Here is a 19,448-nt window from a genome sequence, read left to right on the forward strand (position 1 = left end):
ATTGCATGAGGAATTGATGGTGGGTTTGTAGGGTGGGCATGGCCCACCAGGTCTTTTGCCGAGCGGCTTTGGAATGACTGGGGGCTCCTGACTTCTCGAAGCGAAACCTGGTGGGCCGTGCCCACCCTACGAGTGTCAGACTGGCTTGGTCCGCTTCAGGCATTGTTAACAACGACCCGCCATCGAGCGAGGAATCCCCCTCGTTCCCACGGAGGACCGTGGGAACGAGTTGCGAGAGGCTTCCTCGCCCTGGATCGGGTCGTTGATTGTTAATGGGAGCGGGGGTCTCGGACCGATAACGAACGGATGGTCTTGGTCCCGGGCGTCCTTTGGGAGCGATGAGTCTCATGCGTTTTCAGCACAAGTTGATCCTGCTCATCGCTGGCCTGGTGGCCCTGATCTTGACGCCTTACTTCCTCTGGCATGACCAGATGGACACATATTTCGCGTCGGAGGCCTATCGGCAGTGGTTGATCTCGGCCAAGCCGTATGCGTGGCTGATCGCGATCGCCTTGATCGTCGGTGACCTGGTGCTGCCGATTCCGACCTCGCCGATCATGGCGACGCTCGGGGTGTTGTACGGCACGCTGCTCGGTGGGTTGATCGGGGCGATTGGCTCGGTGCTCGCCGGGATCACGGCGTACGGGGTCGCGCGCCTGGTGGGCCGGCGCGGGATCGAACTGCTGGCGAGCGAGAAGGAGTTGGCGGAGTTCCGCGACTTCTTCGACTCGTGGGGGACGGCCGGGATCATCGCGTCACGCGCCTTGCCGGTGGTACCGGAGGTCATGACCCTGCTCGCCGGCACGGCTCACATGCACTTCGGCCGGTTCGTCCTGGCCTTGGTTGTTGGCTCGGTGCCGGTCGGCTTCCTGATGGCCTGGGTGGGCGAGGCGGCCGGCCAATCCTCAACCCTGCTCCTCGTGATGACCTTGGTCCCCGCCGGCCTCTGGGTGGTCTACCTCCTGGCCATGGGAGCGCGCCAGGCCCGCAAGTCGCCGACGCCGGTGGTCGAGAGCCCTGAGACGATCTCGGCGTAAGCTACGGCCCCAAGGTCGAGCGGACGGACGGCAGTCATCGTGGTTTGCAACTCTCAGCTCCGATTGCAGTTAGCGGTGACGGGAATCGGCAATCCGTCGGGTTCGTTTGTTGCGATTATTGCAGTTGCTGCGAATAAGGGTAGGATGAATGCCATGCCTGTGTGTCAGGCACCCACGGGAGAGACCAGGTTATTGAGGAGGCTGAAATATGTCGGCTTTACGTGCGACTCGACCGGCTCTTCGTCGGCCGACGGAGTCGGAGAGCCGGATGGCGCTTGAGTCCAGTCGGCGACTGGGGTCGATGGTTGCGGGGTTGGATAAGTCTGGGGCGGAGGGTTCAGGTTATGGTGGGGCGGAAGTCGTTGTGCAGGTCAAGGGCCAGGGGGCAAGCGAGTCGTTGACAATCCCGTTGTCGGCACTCACTCTGCTTCGCATGATTCTCGAAGAGATGGCTCAAGGGAATGCAATTACACTCACACCGGTGCATGCCGAACTGACAACCCAAGAGGGAGCCGATTTGCTCCATGTCTCTCGACCTTTTTTGATTAAACTGCTGGAGGGCGGCGAGATTCCTTACCGGACGGTAGGACGGCATCGCCGAGTGCGATTTGATGATTTGATGGCGTACAAGCAGCTCACCGATGTTGCGAGAGCCAAGGTGTTGGACGAGCTGGTGTCGCAGGCGCAGGAACTCGACATGGGCTATTGATTCGATGACGACCTTCACGGCTGTTTATGACGCCTGTGTGCTGTATCCCGCTCCACTTCGCGATTTGCTGATGCAGCTCGCCTTGACCGACTTGGTTCGTGCACGCTGGTCGGACATGATCCACGAGGAATGGATTCGCAACGTCCTCATGCAACGGCCGGACCTGACAAGGACGCAGTTGGAGTCTACTCGCGATTTGATGAATCGCCATGTCCGTGATGGTCTGGTGGCCGGCTTCGAAGGCTTGATTCCGAGCCTCGCTTTGCCGGATCCGAATGACCGACACGTGCTGGCTGCAGCCATTCAATGCGGTGCCGGCGTCATCGTGACCTTCAATCTCAAGGACTTTCCGCCTGAATGCCTCAATCCTTATGGGGTCGAGGCACGGCATCCTGATGATTTTATTGCGGATTTGTTCGATCTGAATGCAGCGGCTGTCTGTATTGCGATCAAAACATTACGTGCCCGTCTTACCAGACCTCCGAGAACGGCCGAAGAGTATCTGGAAACGTTGGAACGTCAGAGACTCACTGAAACGGTTGCGGCTCTGCGTGATTACGTCGGGCTATTGTGAGTCAGAAAAGTAATCCACAAGTATCGCAGCCCCGAAGAGGCTGCAATAAACCTGCCAACCGAGAGGACTTCACGTATATTGAATTTTTGCACTCGATACTCGAGCCACCTCCGGCACATTTGATCGAGCGACCGCTGGCGTGACTCACCGGCAAGACGTCGCCCTCCAGAGCGCGCCGGAGAGTCCTTCGGTGGTCTCGGTGTAGCGTATCTCTTCATTGTTGAAGGCCAACGCCGTTGGCCGGACCACCTCGGGAAGGACGACCACGTCGTAGAGTTCGTCGATCGGGCCTTGGATGTCCAGGCCGTGGACGATTTCACCGGAATCGAGATCCACCACGATCAGGCCGCACCGCGGTGTCATTCCCTCGCGACTCAGACGCGCGTCGAGGTTGAGCCCTCCGAAGACTCCGCCTCGCCTGGGGCGTGAGAGGCCGATCACGGCGTAATGATCCACGAACGCGAGGCCTCGGGCGTATCCCGGGCAGACGGCGATCGGAGTGAACTCGCCTCGGACCGGATCCACCCAGCCGAGCGTTCCGTTCCCGGAGTCGAGGAGCCAGAGCTTGTCGCGATACCAACGGGGCGAGTGGGGCATCGATAGCCCTTCCACCAGAATGCGTTCGCGCACGACGTCGATGACCACTCCGCCGTCGTCTTGTCGGTGGCGCCAACCCTCGGGGTTGTTCGTGCAAGCCGACGCGGTCACATAGCGCGGTTGGCCGTCGACCAATGCCAGGCCGTTCAGGTGGCAACGGTCCTCGGGCACCAGCCGATCGATGAACCAGGGTTTCCAGAGCGATGTGAAGCTATGCTGCTCTGAGAGCGTGGCCAAACAACTGAACCGTGTGTTCACGAAGACCACCTGCCCCTCGACGTTCCGCGCGACGTCATGGATGTCGAGGTCGCCGGTCGTGTAGCCGGCGCGGGGCACGTAGAGCCGATCGAATCCCTCGTCGACTTGCCCGGGAGCCAGGCTGTTCTCGAACCGCCAGAGCTGATAGGCCGAGGACAGCCAGATCGTCTGGCCGTCACTCCAAAGGCCCATGGCGCGATTGAACGTGCGCTCGAAGATCGCCAGCCCGTTCTCGGGCTTACGGCCGACGAGAAAGAGCTTGCCTGATTGATACGTGGTGAACGCAAGGCTGAGCCGCTGGTCGCGGAGCCAGCCGGTCAAGCCGGGCGAGCCGACAACGCGAACCGGTTCGATCACGGTCGGGCATGGCGAGTTGGGATTCATGCATCCTCTGTTCTACAGCTTTTCAAACAGGGGCCATGAATTCGTTCTACCAGGCCGGCGATGCCGTTGCGAGCCCGTACTCCGTTCAGGTCGCGGTGTTCGACGTTCTCGAGGCCGCGGACATCGACGCGATCCCACCCGTTTGCAGCCGCTCATAAATGCTCTGGGTGGGGGCCAGCCAGACCGAGCCGGTGCCTCGGAAGGTCTGGAGCAGTCCTTCGCCGCTGGTCAGCGTGCCCAGCAAGCTTCGCGTCGACTTCTCGATCGAGAACTCGATCCGCCCGGTCCGCATCAAGGCAAAGTTGCCGTCCACCTGCAACGTCTCGTCCTTGAGGTCGATCCGCATCACCTCGTCTACGGGGACCGGCGACTCCAGGACGCAGATCCCCGCGCCTCGGATCCGGGTCTGAAAGAATCCTTCGCCGCCGAACAAGGCCGACGACACGTTCTTCTGGATCGCCGAGCCCACGTCAAGGGTCCCCTGGCCGCAGTAGAACATCCCCTTGTCGGCGATCACTTCCTCGCCGTTGAGTCGATAGATCAGGAAGTGGCTGAACGAGGGTTCAAGGTAAATCTGCCCCGTGCCTCGGTAGCGGGGCATGACGGCCGCTTCCTTGGTGATGAACCGGTTCATCATCGCCTTGCCGAGTCCCGAGACCCCGCCGATCTTGCTCTCCATCTGGATCTGACCGAGCATGAAGTGCAGGGCTCCCGACTCCGCGATCGCTTCCCCGTCCCGCATCGTGATCCGGACCTGCTTCAGGCGGATGCCCGCCTGGTTGGCGAAGTAGACGGTGGCGGCCGTCTGGTGGTCCTTCGCCCCTCCGAGGCTCGAGTAGGCGAGGATCTCGACCCGGAACTGGTCATCCTCGGCCGAGTCGATCACCTCGAACTTGTTCCAAGAGGGGGCCGTGGCCAGCGGTGGCTTCTGCGCGGGGACGAAGACGTTGACCTCTTCGAGAGGAGCAGGAGGGGGCTCAACGGTCGTGGGCGGGGCCGGAGCGACCTTGCTTCGGACGACGCCACGATCGAACAACCCTGCAATTCTCGAGGCTGGAACCCACGCCCCGTTCCCCTTGCGGATCTCCGTGTCGGGACCAATCTTGCCGTCCGCGGCCTGCTGAACCAGTTCTTGGGTCGAGACGGGGCCGAAATCGGTGCCCATGACTCGGAAATACCACTCGGCTGCCATCGTCACTCCTTTTGCTCGGGAACCGGGGAATTGCTGGGAGACGGGCCGGTCGGTTCGCGTCTTCGGCGACCGCTCAGGCGACGTGGTCGCCGGGGAGACCAGACCCTTCCGAGTGTATTCGTCCGCGACCGCCAGTCAATTGAACGGACGTCGAGTTGGCCGCGGTTCGGGGGAACCGCGGGTTGCCTTGAACTTGGTGATGAGGTGTAATCCTCGGCAGGAAGAAACGGGCGAGTCGATTGCCCCGCACCACTGTGGCGCAACGGAAAACTATCTACGGATCCACTGATGAAACTTTGGAAATCCACTTTGGCACTGGCCGCACTTGGGGCGATCGCGGCCTCGTCGCAAGCCGCGGACAAGCCCGACGGGACCCGCTGGTGGTCGCATGTCCGGTTCCTGGCCGACGACGCGCTCGAGGGCCGGAACACCGGCACGGAAGGGCATCGCAAAGCGGCCGCCTACGTGGCCGAGGCGTTCGCGAAGGCAGGGCTCAAGCCGGCCGGTACCGACGGCTACTTCCAGCCGGTCTCACTCCACTCCACCGCGCTCGACGAGAGCCAGTCCAGCCTCAGTTTGGTCCGGAACAGCGGCACGGAGACCTTGACCCTCGGAGAGGACGCCAACATCGGCGTGCGCGTCGAGCCGGTCCCGGCGCTCGATGCGGAGCTCGTCTTCGCCGGCTATGGGCTGTCGATTCCCGAGGCGGATTATGACGACTTCAAAGGACTCGATGTCCGCGGCAAGGTGGTCGTGTACCTGTCCGGTCCTCCGCCGTCGATTCCAGGGCCCCTGGCCGCTCATATGCAGTCAGCCCACGAACGAGCACGCGTGCTGAGCCACCTGGGCGCGATCGGCTTGGTCGCCATCGCGAATCCCAAGAATATGGACATCCCTTGGGAACGCTCGACCCTGGCGCGGCTGATGCCGGCGATGCGGCTGGCCGATCCCGCGCTCGATGAGAGCCACGGCCAAAAGATCACGATCGCCGTCAACCCGGCCCTTGCGGACAAGTGGCTGGCCGGTTCGGGGCACACGTTCACGGAAATCCTCGAGGCGGCGGACGCGGGCAAGCCGTTGCCCCATTTCCCGATCCCGGCGCGTCTGCAAGTGAAGGCCGCCGTCAAGCGGGCCGCCGTCGAGTCGCAGAACGTCGCGGCCGTACTGCCGGGCACCGATCCCACACTCAAGGACGAGTACGTCGTCTTCAGTGCCCACCTCGATCACCTCGGTGTCGGCAAGCCCATTGACGGCGACTCGATCTACAACGGCGCGATGGACAACGCGGCGGGCATCGCCACCATGCTCGAGATCGCGACCACGCTCAAGGAGTCGGGAACGGCCTTACGGCGCTCGGTCCTGTTCGTGGCGGTCACGGGCGAGGAGAAGGGCCTGCTCGGCTCGCGCTACTTCGCGACGCGGCCCACGGTCGACGCCCGAAAGATCGTCGCCGACATCAATGTCGACATGTTCCTGCCGCTCTTTCCGTTCAAGTTGCTGACGGTCTACGGCATGCACGAATCGGACCTGGGCGAAGACGTCGTGACCGTCGCGAACGGGTTGGGAATCGCGTCCCAGCCCGACCCCGAGCCGAAGCGAAATCTGTTCATCAGGAGCGATCAGTACAGCTTTATTCGGGTCGGTGTCCCGTCCTTGGCGCTGAAGTTGGGCTTTGAGAAGGGGTCGCCGGAAGAGAAGATCGCGAAGGAATGGCTGACGAAACGCTACCACGCGCCCTCGGACGACCTCGATCAGCCGGTTGACAAGCAGGCGGCCGCGGAGTTCGACGTCCTGGTCGCGAAGTTGTTGGAGCGGGTCGCGAATCGAGACGCCCGCCCGCGCTGGAAGGATGACTCGTTCTTCAAGCGATTCGCGAAGTAGAAGCCGGGGGAATATTACGGCGGAAATCACGGATCACATGGAAAAAGCGGGTCAGGCTGCCAGGCGAATTGCATTGCGATGTAACGTAATGTTTTCGTTTGTTTGGAATTGCCGTAATTTTCGAGTGTTCCGTGATCGATGCTGATGACGGCGATCGGCGAGGCTCAATCGAGCGGGTCCGGATCGTCTTTGGTTAGGGTGGCGGCTCGGCTCTTCGACGCCACCATTCCTCGGAAGACCACATCCCCCGTCGGGCCGACGAATGCGGCTCGGACGTCATCGGAGATGGTGAGGTTGGGGAATTGCAGGCTGACCTGTCGCACCAGGGTGAGGTTGCCTCGCAGGTATTCCTTGGCCAGCGTCAGGAACAGGAATTCATCGAAGTAATGCCTGGGCCAACGGTGCTTGTCGCCGCACCTCGCCTCGATCCAGTCCAGGAACTCGTCGACGCGACGCGGATCATTTGGGAATCCCTGGAAGAGGAGCCGGAGCCGATAGCGGCGATAGGCGCCATAGACGTAGAGCAGGGCGAAGGCGTCGAAGGCCAGGCGGAACACGTAGAAGATCGTCGCCGACCAGTAGTTATGCTCCGGTTTCTTTCCCCAATCGAGGTTGTACAACTCGAATGTGTCCAGGAAGATCCCGTGGCAGGCGTTGTTGAGCGTAAGCAGGGCTGACTCCGCGAAACCGCCGAGGATTGGCAGGCCGGCGTGATCGGGGGTGAATTGGAGTAGGCCGACCTGGGCGCCGAAGCAGATGCCGAGGAAGAGGCCCAGGGTGCTCGGCTCGGACGTCTCGAAGATCTCGTGGAGCCGACCCAGTTCCAAGCCATCGACCCGCCCGTCATCGAAGTGGAAGACGATCTCCCGCTCGCGCTCCAGTGACTTGTGCCAGTGCGCAAACAGGAGGATGAACAGGGGGATGGCATAGAGGGCGTATTCGAGGTCGATGTCCGCCCAACGGCTGAGCGCGGCCAGGAGGACGTGGGCGGCCGTCATTGCGAAGAGTCCGCCGAGAAAGCCGGCGACGGCGAAGAAGGGCATCATGACGAACCCGAAGACGACCATGAAGCGGTCGCTGCGGTAACCCTGCAAGGTTTGCACGAGGAGGGCGAAGACGATCCGTTGCGGGGGCGCCATCCCTGCGGCTCGGTGACTCTTGCTCAGTGCGACGAGCGTGGGCGATAGAGGCAAGCGGTGGCCGGCCGCTGCCCCGATCGTGAGTCCTGATTCGGGTCGAGCGCTGGTCGGGATTCCGGGGTCAGTCGGCGAGGTCGGCAGGGGCTGCCCGCAGGCCGTGCAACCGAGGCCTTCTTCTGGCCGAGTCTCCACGACGCCACACGCCGGGCAGTTGTATGTAGGCATGGTAATCGAGCTGTTCCAGGTCGGAGCCGATCCCTCTTCTCTCTCTCCCCCTCCCCGGGGCGCCCGCGGTCCCAGGGAATTCCCATCGATTCAAGAGCGGGCGGGGTCTTCGCAACCCTGGAGGGGCATGCGTCATGCGGACATGCCTTTTCGGACGGTCAGGAGAATTAGAAGGAGGCAACGCTGCCGAACCTCGACCGCAAGATTTCTTCCCCCTCTTTTCCGAACGACACATCATCCACGAAGAGGAGGTCGAGCCGGGCGAGGTGGGGCGAATCGGCCAGGGCCTGGGCCCCCTCGGAGCCGAACGGGTTGTCTCCGAGGTTCAAAATGGTGACTTTGGAGAGGCCCGGTGAGGCCGCCAGGGCCGCGATCCCGTCCGCTCCGATGCCACACTGGCGCAAGTCCAACCGGGTCAGGCTGGCGAGGATCGGCGAGGCCGCCAAGGCCCGGGCCCCGGCGTCTCCGATCGGGTTGTAAGCGAGATTCAATTCGTCGACCCGGCGCAAGTGGTCGGAGGCCGCCAGGGCCTCGGCCCCCTCGGCCTCGATCCCGTTGCTGTTGAGGTCGAGCACGGTTAACTGGGCCAATTGGGGACTTTCCGCCAGGAGCCGGGCTCCATCCGAACCGAGGTCATTGCGCGGGAGGCTCAGCGAGGTCAAATGGGCCAGGTTGGCCGAGGCCGCCAGGGCGCGCATCCCTTCCACGCCGATTGCGTTTTCGCCGAACTCGAGGGCCGTCAACGCGGCGAAGTTGGATGAATCCGCCAGGGCGCGGGCCCCCTCGGGGCCGACGCTGTTGTTGGAGGCGTCCAACTGGTGGAGGCCCTTCAAGTAGGGGGAGGCCGCGAGTGCCTGCATTCCTCCGCTGCCGATCTCGTTCCCCCCGACTTTCAACCGGGTGAGATGAGCGAAGTTGGCCGAATCGGCCAGGATCGTGGCTCCGTCTTTGCCCAGCGAGCAACTTTGAAGGCCGAGCTCTTTTACGCCGGTCAAGGTCTTTGACGCGGCCAGCGCCCGCGCGGCTTCCGGCCCGAGTTCGGAGTTGTAGCCCAGGTCGAGCTCGGTCAGATTCCGGAGATAGGGCGATGACGCGAGCGCCTGGACCCCCTCGGCCGTCAACGCGTGTTGCGAGGTGAGTTCGAGGGATCGGATCTGTTCCAGGTGCGGCAAGCCCGCGATGGAGGGGAAGTCCGGGTAGAATTCGATGAAGTCGGTCCCGGTCGGGGAGGAGACGACCCGGGTGCTCTGGAGGGCGATCTTCCGCAGGGCCGGAGCGGCGTCGAACAGGCGGTCGGCTTGCTCGGGAAGGATGCCCGGTAGGTCGATTGAGACCTCCTCGACGATCCCATGACGCATCCAGATGTGGGGATAGAATCGGCCGGCGATCTGCGGCTCGAGGCCCAGGCGCTTCAGGGGCGCCAGCCAATGCTTTGCGTGTGTCTCGGCGAGGCACGCCCACCGGTCGTCGAGCATCTTCCGCCTTTCGTCATCGGGGGCCATGTCCTCGAGCTCGTCGTCGACGCGGATGAACTCGCCGAGCGGATCGCCTTGGGCGACCAGCCAGTCCGCGTAGGCCAGGCGGAGCGACCGATTCTCAGGGGCCACGGCGATCTTCCGGAGCCAGGCGTTCTGCTCGGCCTTCCGCGGATCGAAACCGAACAGGCGGAGGAGGGGCCGAAGGAATTCGACCAGGGGGCCTGCCCCCTGTGATGCGAAGCTTGGCATGAAGGGTGTTCCGATGAATGAAGCGGTTAATTCTCGAAATCCGGACCCGAGTCGAACGTCACCGGCACTTATTTTATAGGGCGATCACGGGCCCGATGCAATGTGGGAGACTCCCTGACTGGAGTGCATCCGGCTCATCCGTTCGAGGTTTCCTTGTCGGGGCCGATCCCTTCCTCCTCCAACCTGATAGGGGTAGGGAGAGCCCATTGCGTTGGGCCCCCCTCCCTCCGAACCGGATCTGTGGGAGCCCCGGAGGGCAATCCTCCGGGGCGACCCGGCCCTAGACCGCGCAAAGCAGAGAATCTGGACAACTCATTCAGGAACGACAGCCAGGCGACAACCTTCCCAGACGTCCTAGCTCACCCTGCTGAGGTGCCTCGCCACGGTCATATGCACTTTCCTTGGAGATGTGTCAAGTACGCGCACGAGTTCGCTGCTGCCGCATCGCGGCGTCGAAAGCACGGCGTGATGTTGGACTTGCGCATGGGACCCTCCGTGAGTGAAAGGTTTTGCGCAAATCATTTTCGGAAACCAGGTTGAGTCTGTCATCCCCCGGCTCTTCCTCTAACCCCGAACTTCCGAACTACTGATTCCACATCTCCGACGTGATGCTTCCGCTCTTCCATCGAGGCACAGTAAGATCGGCGCCTCACGAAATGTCACAGGAGTTGACCACCGCGCCCGCCGCGGAACTTAACCGATAGGCCTTGGAGGAACGTATGCTGCCGACTGACCGTGAGGAGCTTCGCGCCCGAGCCCGCAAGTTCGTGGAGAGTGCCGCCTTTGTGCAGCATTACGACAAGAAACATATTTCCGCTCGGCAGTGGTACGTCGGGCAATTGATCCGTTGTATGACCATTGTGGGGTTGTATCGCGGTATTCGAGGGATACTCGATTCCCGGAATCAGGCGTTCGCGACAGTAGAACTGGCGGAAGGATATCGCCAATTGGTCGACTCCGGACGCATCGTTCAATGCTTTGTTGTGATCAATAGTGGAGCGCTTCATGGAAATCCGAAGGCATGCGCCCCCGCGTTGATGATTGCCTCACTGGCCGGTACGGATGAAGGTGATGCTGTTGCCAAAAACCTATTCATACAGATTGCGAATCGCATTCATATGGAGCAATTGGAAGGTCCCGCAGATGAGGCGGTTCAGGCGATGATCGCTAACGACGGGTATCAGGCATTTCGTAAGCGACCTTTGCCGGCGGAGTTCACCGGTGGTAGGGAGGCCCACTTCCTCGACGTCCACATCGACAATGAGCTTCTCCGCGGCAATGGTCTCTTTTCCGCATCAGAGTTCTATTACTTAGTCGATCCGAGCCGGCGCGGGCTCATACTTCAGATTCCGCAGGTGGATCGCAACGTACCTCCAACGCCGTCAACAGGTGGTTGATTTCGCGCCTCGGCGGACCCAGGCCGCCGAACTGGTCGGTGCTCGGCGAGGGAACAAGCCGGCCGAGCAGCGGGCCACTGATCTCGAGAACTCGGCCGCGTGCTTCGGTCTGATCGACCATAGTGTTTCGGACCAGCGCACGTATTGTTCATGAATCAAGTCGAGTCTGTCGCAAGGAAACCGGGCCGTCTGTCTGCCCCGGAATCCTTGCTACAGTCTCAAAAAGTCTGTCGTCGGCTGCGGGAGGGGCATGTGCGCCTTGAACGTCAACGGAGTGGGGGTGGAGAGGACGTATGTGCCACGACCTATCTCAGTTCTCGCACGCCTTGTCTCAATTCATAGAGATGCTTCACTTCGCTGTCAGTAAGTGGTGTGTTAAAGACGGCGAGGTCATCCATTTGGCCGACATAGGCGGCTCCGAGCACCAGAAGCACGCGGGCGGGATCCCAGTCGAAGGTGAGATCCCAGTTCTCGATCGTGCCTTGCAGCTTGCCGTTCAGATGCAGCCGACCCATCTGCGGTTTGCTCTTATCGTTGACATTTTCCAGTGAGAAAACCACGTGGGTCCACGTCTCGCGCGAAAATGGCGCACGGGCCACTTGCACCATCGGCCGCTTGTCGAACGGGATATCGGCCCACTGGACGTTGTCCGGGTTCCAGATGTGAAATAGTGGGCGAATGGCGTAGCGGAAGAACCGGGGCGTTTCGTCCTTCGACCATTCGAGGAAGACGAAGCCCTTCTTGGCGTCGTCGCCGACGATCTGGACGGGGTCGCAGTATCCAGGATCCAGGTCTTCGTCAGGGGTCAGACGCAGCCAGACGGAAACGGAAGTATTCCAGTTCTTGTCGTTGTAGCCGAGCGCTCCTGCATCCTTGAAAACCGGGCGGAAGTTGGTTTTCTTCGTGAAATGCAGTGCACCGCCAAAGCGACCAGCGTCGGGTGCCAGCCGTACCTCGTCTGGGGGGGCGGCTGTCACGAGATCCTTTCCCTGCACGACGTAACACGTTTTATCGCCGCGCGCGAAGTCCGCCTCCAACCCCTTGTCGAATGACGCATGCAGGGTCAGCGCCCGCGTGAGCCTCGCTTTCGTCTCTGCCTCCGCCGCGCTGAGGATCTGCTTGGCCTCGGGGGCGGTGATGTCGCGGACGAAAATGTTGCGCCAGCGGATTTCGCCGCCGTGGGTCTGCAACAGGATTGGTCCTTTGGCAGACAGCGGCCGGCTGCGGTCGTAGTAGTTCTCCATGACGGCGCCGTCGACGACGAGCTTGTCGTTCAGCCAGACCCAGGTGAGGTCACTGACCTGGCGAATGCGAAACTGGTTCCATTCGCCCAAGGGACGGTCGGCCAACACCAGCGGATGGCGTCCGGTTGTTCCCGGCGTGTTATTGAAGAGACCGCCGGAACCCAGATGTGGTTTGCGGGTGGGGGCTTTGGGATTGAAGACTTGATTGACGTCCCAAATCTGGACCTGGGGCGCGCCGCGCAGATAAATGCCGCTGTCCGCCTTGGGCACGGTCTTGTATTCGATCCGCAACTCGATGTCACCGAACTCCTCGTCGGTCGTGGCGTAGGGTCCATTGCCGTCGTTGACCAGTTCGCCGTTCTCGACAGTCCAGTACTTCGGGAATTCGGCGCGTTGCTCCGCGAGTTTCGCCTCCTTCTTTTCGCCTTTGAGCGTCGCACCGATATGGGGGTTCAGGCCATGCCACCCGGTGAGATCCGTTCCATTGAAAATGGCGCGGAAGCCATTGGGCGGACTTGTCTCCTCAGCGTGGCCGATCGCCCCCATCCCGATCACGGCCATCGTGGCAATGAAGGACAGGGTTCGCGGGATCCTACGTCTCATGGCTTTGCTCCGAGGCATCGTCGTCATGCTTGCCGCGATCGCATGGTCTCTCGCGGCCCCACGGCCGTTTATCCTAACAATCCCGCGTGGTACGTGGCAGCACGCAGCGCAATCGAGCCCGCGTATCCCGACTCAGGCCCGCGTTGGGATTGCCACACGCCCCGAATCTTCCGGAGTCGGCTGAGCATGCGTTGGTCTGATCGCTTTTGAGGGCTCGCCCGAAGAGGATTACGGTCTTGCGGTCGAGGTCACTTCGGAATTGCGCAAGATGTCGCTCAGCAAGTCGGGGTCGACCGGCTTGACCAGGTGGTGATCGAAGCCCGCTTCCTTCGACCTCTGGCGGTCACTTTCCTGCCCCCACCCGGTCAGGGCGATGATCCGGATCGTGGCGGACGCGGGCCGTTCTCGAAGGGCTCTTGCCACTTCGTAGCCGTCCATGCCGGGCATACCGATATCGAGCAGGACCAGTTCCGGGCGGAACAGCTCCGCGGCTTCGAGCGCCGACGGCCCGTCGTGGGCGACGTTCACCTCTTGGTTGTGCAACCGCCTCAGCAGCCTCGCCAGGCTATTGGCGGCGTCGAGGTTATCGTCCACCACCAAGATGCGTTGCCGTTTCGGCCGCGCCTCGGTGCCGGCGTCGGGGTTGGGACGGGGCGGATTTGCCAGGCCGTTGCGGGGTCCCGACGAGGCAGGGACGCCGGGCAGGATGGGCAGATGGATGACGAACTCGCTGCCGGTGCCGGGCCCTTGGCTCGTCGCCTGGATGGTTCCCCCGTGCAATTCGACCAAGGTTTTGACCAGGCTCAGGCCGATGCCCAGGCCACCGTGCGAGTGGCCCGTGTGGTGTCCGGCCTGAACGAACATGCCGAAGATCCGTGGGAGCATGTCGGGCTCGATGCCGATGCCCGTGTCGCGCACTCGCACGACGACCTGTTTCTGCTTTGAGTCGTGTTCAACGACGAGCGTGATCCGGCCGCCCGGCTGGGTGTACTTGATTGCGTTGTTGAGGAGATTCCCGAAGACTTGCTCGAGCCGTGTTGGGTCGGCCTCCAGGTGGATCGATCCGTCTCCGTCCGCAAGGGAGACGCACAGGGTGTGCCCCCGCTCCTCGAGCGAGGACTTCACGGCTTCGGCCGCGCGGCCCAGAATCGTGGCCAGTTCCACGACTTCCTTGCGAAGTTCGATTTTTCCTCGGTTGATTCGCGAAATGTCCATCAAGTCATCGACGAGCCGGGCGAGGTGGGTCACCTGGCGCTCGGCCATCGCGCGTTCGCGTTCCGCGTCGATGTCGTCCCGGTTCGGTGGCTTCATCAGGTGGAGGGCGTTGCGGATCGGGGCCAGGGGGTTGCGGAGCTCATGGGCCAAGGTGGCGAGAAACTCGTCCTTACGGAGGTCGGATTCCCGTAACGACTCCTCCATCCGCATTCGTTCGGTGATGTCGATCGCGATCCCGCCGATCAGCGTGACCTTGCCATTTTGCCCCCAGACGGGGAACTTGCTGACGAGGGAGTGATGGACGATTCCGTCGTCTTGCATGAGCGTCTCGACTACCTGGATGCCCCGCTCGGCGGCCAGGGCCTTGCGGTCGTTTTTTCGATAGAGGGCCGCCGTTTCGGGAGGGAAGACGTCTTCATCGACCTTGCCGTAGAGTGTGGACCGGGGCGTCTGGAACGCCTTCAGGGCTGCCTCGTTGGCGTAGAGATAGCGCCCCTCCAGGTCCTTGATCCAGGCCAGGCCGGGCACGTGCTGCATGAATCGTGAGAACCGCTCTTCGCTCTCCTGGAGGTCGAGCTCGATCCGTTTCTTGCGCGTGATGTCGCGCTCGACTGTGGAAGCGCCGACGACGGTTTCGAGCCCATTCCTGATCGGCGAGATCTTGACCGAGACGTCGATGAGGGTGCCATCGTTCCGCCGTCGTTTCGACTCGAAATCGTCGGGATTCCCGCCCTCTTGGATTCGATTCAAGGCGGCGAGAAATTCCCCGAGCCGATCCGCTGGGATCAGGAGGGCGGCGGACTTTCCGAGGAGCGCGTCGGCGGAGTAGCCGTAGATCCGCTCCGCGCCCAAGTTCCAACTGGTGATCGTGCCGTCGAGGGTTGTGCCGATGATGGCGTCGTCCGACGACTCGACGATCGCGGCCAGGTGGCTGCGTGCTTCTTCCGCACGCCGGCGCTCGGTCACGTCCCGAAACACGAGGACGACGCCGACGATCTGGCCCGACTCATCCCGGATCGGGGCCGCGCTGTCGTCGATCGGTCGCGTATTGCCGTCCCTGGCGACGAGGATGGTGTGGGCGGCGAGAGCGACGGTGGTCTCTTCCCTCAGGGCCCGGAGGGCAGGGCTCTCGACGGGCGTGCCGGTCTCCTGGTTCACGACCCGGAAGACCGCCTCGAGCGGCTGACCGGAGGCTTCGCACGCCGACCAGCCGGTGAGTGCCTCGGCGACCTGGTTGAGGAAGGTGGCTCGTCCTTCGGCGTCGGTGACGATCACGGCGTCGCCGATGCTTGCGAGCGTGACCCGGAGCCGCTCCTTCTCGACCCTCAAGGCGGTCTCGGCCCCCCTACGTTCGATGACCTCACGCTCGAGCTGGCGCTGTCGCTCGTGATCCACCTCGGCGGCGCGTTCGAGGCGTCGCCGGGAGGCCCGAATCGTGCCCCCCATCACGGTGATCACCAGACCGGCGATCAGGAAGGCCCCGAACCTCACCTCGGCCTCGTTGCTCTCGAGCGCGAAGGAGCCGTACGGGGGCAGGATGAAGTACGGGATCGCGAGGCTGGAGAGGGCCAAGGCCAGGAGCGAGGGGCCGAACCCGCCATACCAGGAGCTGAACACGAGGGCGGCAAAGAAGGTCGACAGCGGATACTGTCCGCCGAAGAGGGGGTCGGAACCCAAGCGGATGAGCGTCGCCAGTAGGACGGCGAGTGCCGCCCCACCATAGCGCAGAACGGGAGTGCGAGCAGGGCTCAACATGACCTGGCTGTCCCGTTGTCGGCAAGGCCGCGGACGTTCGACTTCGAAACCGCCAGCGAGACGCCCCCGATCGGCCGGTTTGATTATAGCAGACCTCAGGCAGGCCTCGAACATCCCTCTGCCGGGTTGTTCCCCCGGTTTCGTTCCGGTTTGCAAACGCTCGCGCCGGAGCCTGCGAATCTTGGACCCCCGCGGGACCTCTCTCCTCCCCCCCATTCAGCCCCAACCGGCCAAACCCCTTCGGGTTGACCCAAGATGGGGGACGATTCAAGAGCGATTGCAAAAGAACCGACCGGTAGGTTCTATCAATGAATTTGGGTATTTGTTATCCTTTGGTCGGTTGGTCTGACGACGGAGTGACATCGCCTGGTTCATCTCGATCCGGTCCTTGCCTGCCTTCTTCGCTTTTCCCGCCTCAACGGGTTTCAATGGAAGCCCCTTTCTTCTCGACCCTGAAAGCGTTTTGCGGGTCGTTTATGCTTTTGATTCGGAGTCTGACCCTTGGGTAAGAAACTGTATGTGGGCAACCTGACCTACAACGTGAACGAGTCCGACCTGGAGGCGCTGTTCACACCGTTCGGCACGGTGCAGAGCGCCCAGATCATCATCGACCGGGACACGAACCGCTCGAAAGGGTTTGGGTTCGTGGAGATGGACACGGATGCCCAGGCCCAGGCGGCGATTCAGGGGCTGAACGACCGTGATCACGACGGCCGCAACCTGACGGTCAATGAAGCCAAGCCCCGTGAGCCTCGTTCGGGCGGCGGCGGTGGCGGTGGTTACGGCGGCGGCGGTGGCGGCCGTAGCGGTGGCGGTGGTGGTTACGGCGGTGGTGGCGGTGGTCGTTATTGATCACCCGCCGGCGCGGTAGGGGCGGTTCATCTCGCTCCTAAATCACCAGTGCGACGGCCTTTGGGGCGATCGCAGTGGTCCCGATGAAGTCGAAACCCTCGGATCAGACCGGGCGTCACAGCCCGGTCTGGGCCTGGCCTCCGAGGGACTCTTGCGTTTGCGATGACCGCAAAATGAGAGCCAGAGACCAGGAGTCAGCCGGTCCTCGGTGGATTTATAACGTCACGCCTGGTTCTTCCTTTCGTCCCGAGCCAATCTGGCAGAGCCGGTCGAGAATGACCGCGAGCAGGTCGAAGAGACCCTTCAGTTGCTTCAGGTCCTTGATGACTCCCACGACCTGGAAGTGCAACTCGTCGACTCCCTTGGGAAAATGGGGGCCAAACCAGCCCTCGTCATCCTTGACCGAGAGCCGGATCGTCGGCTGAGCCAGGGCAAGCCGCTGGATTTGGGGGTCGGCGAAGAGTTCACGGACTTTGAACTCGTCGGTTCCCTTGACGATAAACGCCTCGTCGAATTCGGGGTCGCCCACCTCAATATCCTGCATGCCCAGTAGCTTGCCCAACTCGCTGAACAGTCCTTTGCGGTAAAGCGTGAACCGCAATCCTTCCGGGTTGACGTAGGGCGCCCGCATCCGGGTGTAAGTGATGTGGCTGTGGCCGGTGGAGACCGTGAAGGTGTCGAGCGTGATCGTCCAGGGGGCGACATGGGCCTGCACCCGGTTCCCCGACCAGAACCGGCCTTCGACGAACTCGCCGCCGATCTCCTCGCTGAGTTGTCGCCACACCTGATCCTTGCTTGGTCCGAAGATTCCCATCCGCGGGATTTCCCCCATGGTTTTCGTGGTCCTGCACGTGATTCGCTCCCGCCGGGGCGAGATTGGCGGTGGGGGTTCCCCCACTTGCACTTTTTTCGCTCTCCTGAAAGAAAATCCGATCTACTGGATTCAACAGGTCATCTCACATTTGTCTGAAGAATATCGTTGACAGCATTCAGGTGCCATCGATAGTTGTAATAGAGCGGTGGGCACATTCGATCGAGGAGAGGATCGCCATGCTTTTCCGAAGAGCTTGGGTCGCCGTGGCCTTTGGGGTCGCTCTGGGGCAAACCGCCGGCGCGGCTGACCTCCCCATCAAGGTTAAGAATCCGATCTCATCCGCAAGTGACGCTTCGTCGCTCACTGCTCGGATCGACGCGGTGCTGGCTGCTCGGTGGGCCGAGGCCAAGATCCGGCCGGCTGCGGTTGCGGACGACGGCGAGTTTCTGCGCCGGGTCAGCCTCGATTTGATCGGCAAGATCCCGACGGCCGCCGAGGCGCGCGACTTCCTCGACGACCCGAGCCAGGATAAGCGACAGGCGCTGGTCGAACGGCTGCTCGATAGCCCGGCTTACACCACGCGGGCCACCGAGCTCTGGCGACAGCTCTTGCTTCCCGAGGCCGATACCGAGGACCAGGCGCGAGTGGTTGCGGGCAGCTTCGAGGCCTGGCTGCGGAGGAAGGTGGTCGAGGAGGCCGGCTACGATCGGATCGTCCGCGAGATCCTCACCACCAAGCTCAACGACCGCAATACCGAGGCCATGGCCAGCCGGCTCGACCCCTCTCCGGCGGCCTACTACGTGGCCAAGGAGGGCAAGCCCGAAAACCTCGCCGCGGGCGCGGCCCGCGTCTTCCTCGGCGTCCGGCTCGAATGCGCCCAGTGCCATAACCATCCGTTCGCCTCCTGGAAGCGGGACGATTTCTGGGGCTTCGCCGCCTTCTTCGCCGGAGTCCCGTCGCAGAATCCCGAAGTCACGGCCGCGGTCCGGGCACCCCGCGAGGCCGCCGCGCTCCGCGAGTTGACGATCCCGGGGACGAAGAAGGTCGTCAAGGCGGCCCACCTCGATGGCTCGAAGCCGGCCTGGCGGCCCCGGGCCGAGACACGCGAGGTGCTCGCCGAATGGATCACCGCGCCCGAGAACCCGTACTTCGCCAAGGCCCTCGTCAACCGGGTCTGGGCCCGCTTCTTCGGCGTCGGCCTGATCGAGCCGGTCGATGATCTCGACCTCGAGTCCGACCCGGAGTTCGGCACGCTGCTCAATGATTTGGCCGTGCAGTTTCGACTCCATGATTATAACCTGAAGTACTTGATTCGCGTCGTCACCGCGACGCACGCCTACAGCCTCTCCAGCGTTGCGGTTCCAGGCGAGTCGTCCGCGCCCATGTTCGCTTATATGCCGGTTCGCGGCCTCTCGCCCGGCCAGCTTTTCGACAGCCTCAGCCAGGCCACCGGCGCTGACGCGGGAGAGACTCGGGCGCGGTTCCTCGACCTGTTCGCCAATCGCGAAGATCGGTCGACCGAGGCGCAGACCACGATCCTCCAAGCCCTGACGATGATGAATGGCAGTCACATCGCGGGTGCCACCAACCCGGCGACCGGCGCGGTGCTCGGGGCCGTGACCAAGGCCCCGTTCCTGGACACTCCGGGCCGGATCGAGACCCTCTATCTCGCGACCCTGACGCGCCGGCCGAAGCCCGAGGAACTCGCGCTGCTGGTCCAATACGTCGAACGGACCGAGAGCCCCGAGGATCGTGGCAAGGCGCTCGCCGACGTCTTCTGGGCGATCCTCAACGGGCCTGAGTTTCATCTGAATCATTGACCCGGCTCGGTTCGTTTCATCTCGA

At 62.5% G+C, this 19,448-nt stretch carries 14 protein-coding genes; 7 read left to right on the top strand and 7 right to left on the bottom strand.

The annotated features are described in order from the left end of the window. The first annotated feature begins 347 nt into the window (after positions 1–347). From BUS42_RS00185 to BUS42_RS44580, 3 genes are all read left to right on the top strand, one after another. Entirely contained in the window at positions 348–1,037 is a 690-nt protein-coding gene (locus tag BUS42_RS00185) for a TVP38/TMEM64 family protein (RefSeq protein WP_074304392.1), read from the top strand. A gap of 208 nt (positions 1,038–1,245) precedes the next feature. Beyond that, positions 1,246–1,746 (top strand): helix-turn-helix domain-containing protein, encoded by a 501-nt coding sequence (locus BUS42_RS00190; protein WP_074304393.1) that lies wholly within the window; start codon positions 1,246–1,248, stop codon positions 1,744–1,746. A 4-nt stretch (positions 1,747–1,750) separates the two neighbouring features. Next, positions 1,751–2,320 (top strand): PIN domain-containing protein, encoded by a 570-nt coding sequence (locus BUS42_RS44580; protein ID WP_074304394.1) that lies wholly within the window; start codon positions 1,751–1,753, stop codon positions 2,318–2,320. A 144-nt stretch (positions 2,321–2,464) separates the two neighbouring features. Here BUS42_RS44580 and BUS42_RS00200 read toward each other — a convergent pair whose 3' ends face one another. Both BUS42_RS00200 and BUS42_RS00205 read right to left on the bottom strand, forming a co-directional pair. Beyond that, entirely contained in the window at positions 2,465–3,559 is a 1,095-nt protein-coding gene (locus BUS42_RS00200) for a TIGR03032 family protein (protein ID WP_074304395.1), read from the bottom strand. 85 nt (positions 3,560–3,644) lie between these two features. After that, entirely contained in the window at positions 3,645–4,751 is a 1,107-nt protein-coding gene (locus tag BUS42_RS00205) for an AIM24 family protein (protein WP_074304396.1), read from the bottom strand. Positions 4,752–5,039: 288 nt separating this feature from the next. On the opposite strand from BUS42_RS00205, the gene BUS42_RS00210 reads away from it, so the two are divergent. After that, positions 5,040–6,632, top strand: a complete 1,593-nt coding sequence (locus BUS42_RS00210) for a M28 family metallopeptidase (protein WP_074304397.1) — start codon at positions 5,040–5,042, stop codon at positions 6,630–6,632. Positions 6,633–6,796: 164 nt separating this feature from the next. On the opposite strand, the gene BUS42_RS00215 is transcribed toward BUS42_RS00210, so the two are convergent. Beyond that, entirely contained in the window at positions 6,797–7,771 is a 975-nt protein-coding gene (locus BUS42_RS00215; protein WP_074304398.1) for a hypothetical protein, read from the bottom strand. Positions 7,772–8,163: 392 nt separating this feature from the next. Beyond that, complete coding sequence (locus BUS42_RS00220) at positions 8,164–9,723, bottom strand: TIGR02996 domain-containing protein (RefSeq protein WP_074304399.1); 1,560 nt, start codon at positions 9,721–9,723, stop codon at positions 8,164–8,166. 719 nt (positions 9,724–10,442) lie between these two features. Here BUS42_RS00220 and BUS42_RS00225 point away from each other — a divergent pair. Continuing rightward, positions 10,443–11,120: a hypothetical protein gene (locus BUS42_RS00225; RefSeq protein WP_074304400.1), complete on the top strand. Its 678-nt coding sequence runs from the start codon at positions 10,443–10,445 to the stop codon at positions 11,118–11,120. 305 nt (positions 11,121–11,425) lie between these two features. On the opposite strand, the gene BUS42_RS41635 is transcribed toward BUS42_RS00225, so the two are convergent. After that, entirely contained in the window at positions 11,426–12,967 is a 1,542-nt protein-coding gene (locus BUS42_RS41635) for a 3-keto-alpha-glucoside-1,2-lyase-like domain-containing protein (RefSeq protein ID WP_143206182.1), read from the bottom strand. Positions 12,968–13,195: 228 nt separating this feature from the next. Continuing rightward, entirely contained in the window at positions 13,196–15,937 is a 2,742-nt protein-coding gene (locus BUS42_RS00240; protein ID WP_074304401.1) for a PAS domain S-box protein, read from the bottom strand. 501 nt (positions 15,938–16,438) lie between these two features. On the opposite strand from BUS42_RS00240, the gene BUS42_RS00245 reads away from it, so the two are divergent. Then, positions 16,439–16,789, top strand: coding sequence for an RNA recognition motif domain-containing protein (locus BUS42_RS00245; protein WP_074304402.1), 351 nt, complete (start codon positions 16,439–16,441; stop codon positions 16,787–16,789). 214 nt (positions 16,790–17,003) lie between these two features. On the opposite strand, the gene BUS42_RS00250 is transcribed toward BUS42_RS00245, so the two are convergent. Then, positions 17,004–17,603 carry a DUF3137 domain-containing protein gene (locus BUS42_RS00250; RefSeq protein ID WP_074304403.1) on the bottom strand — a complete coding sequence of 200 codons (600 nt, stop codon included), beginning with the start codon at positions 17,601–17,603 and terminating at the stop codon, positions 17,004–17,006. Positions 17,604–17,839: 236 nt separating this feature from the next. Between BUS42_RS00250 and BUS42_RS00255 the strand changes: the two genes are divergently transcribed. Continuing rightward, positions 17,840–19,423: a DUF1549 and DUF1553 domain-containing protein gene (locus BUS42_RS00255; RefSeq protein ID WP_074304404.1), complete on the top strand. Its 1,584-nt coding sequence runs from the start codon at positions 17,840–17,842 to the stop codon at positions 19,421–19,423. Positions 19,424–19,448: the final 25 nt, after the last annotated feature.

Source organism: Singulisphaera sp. GP187 (assembly GCF_900129635.1).
Lineage (GTDB): Bacteria > Planctomycetota > Planctomycetia > Isosphaerales > Isosphaeraceae > Singulisphaera.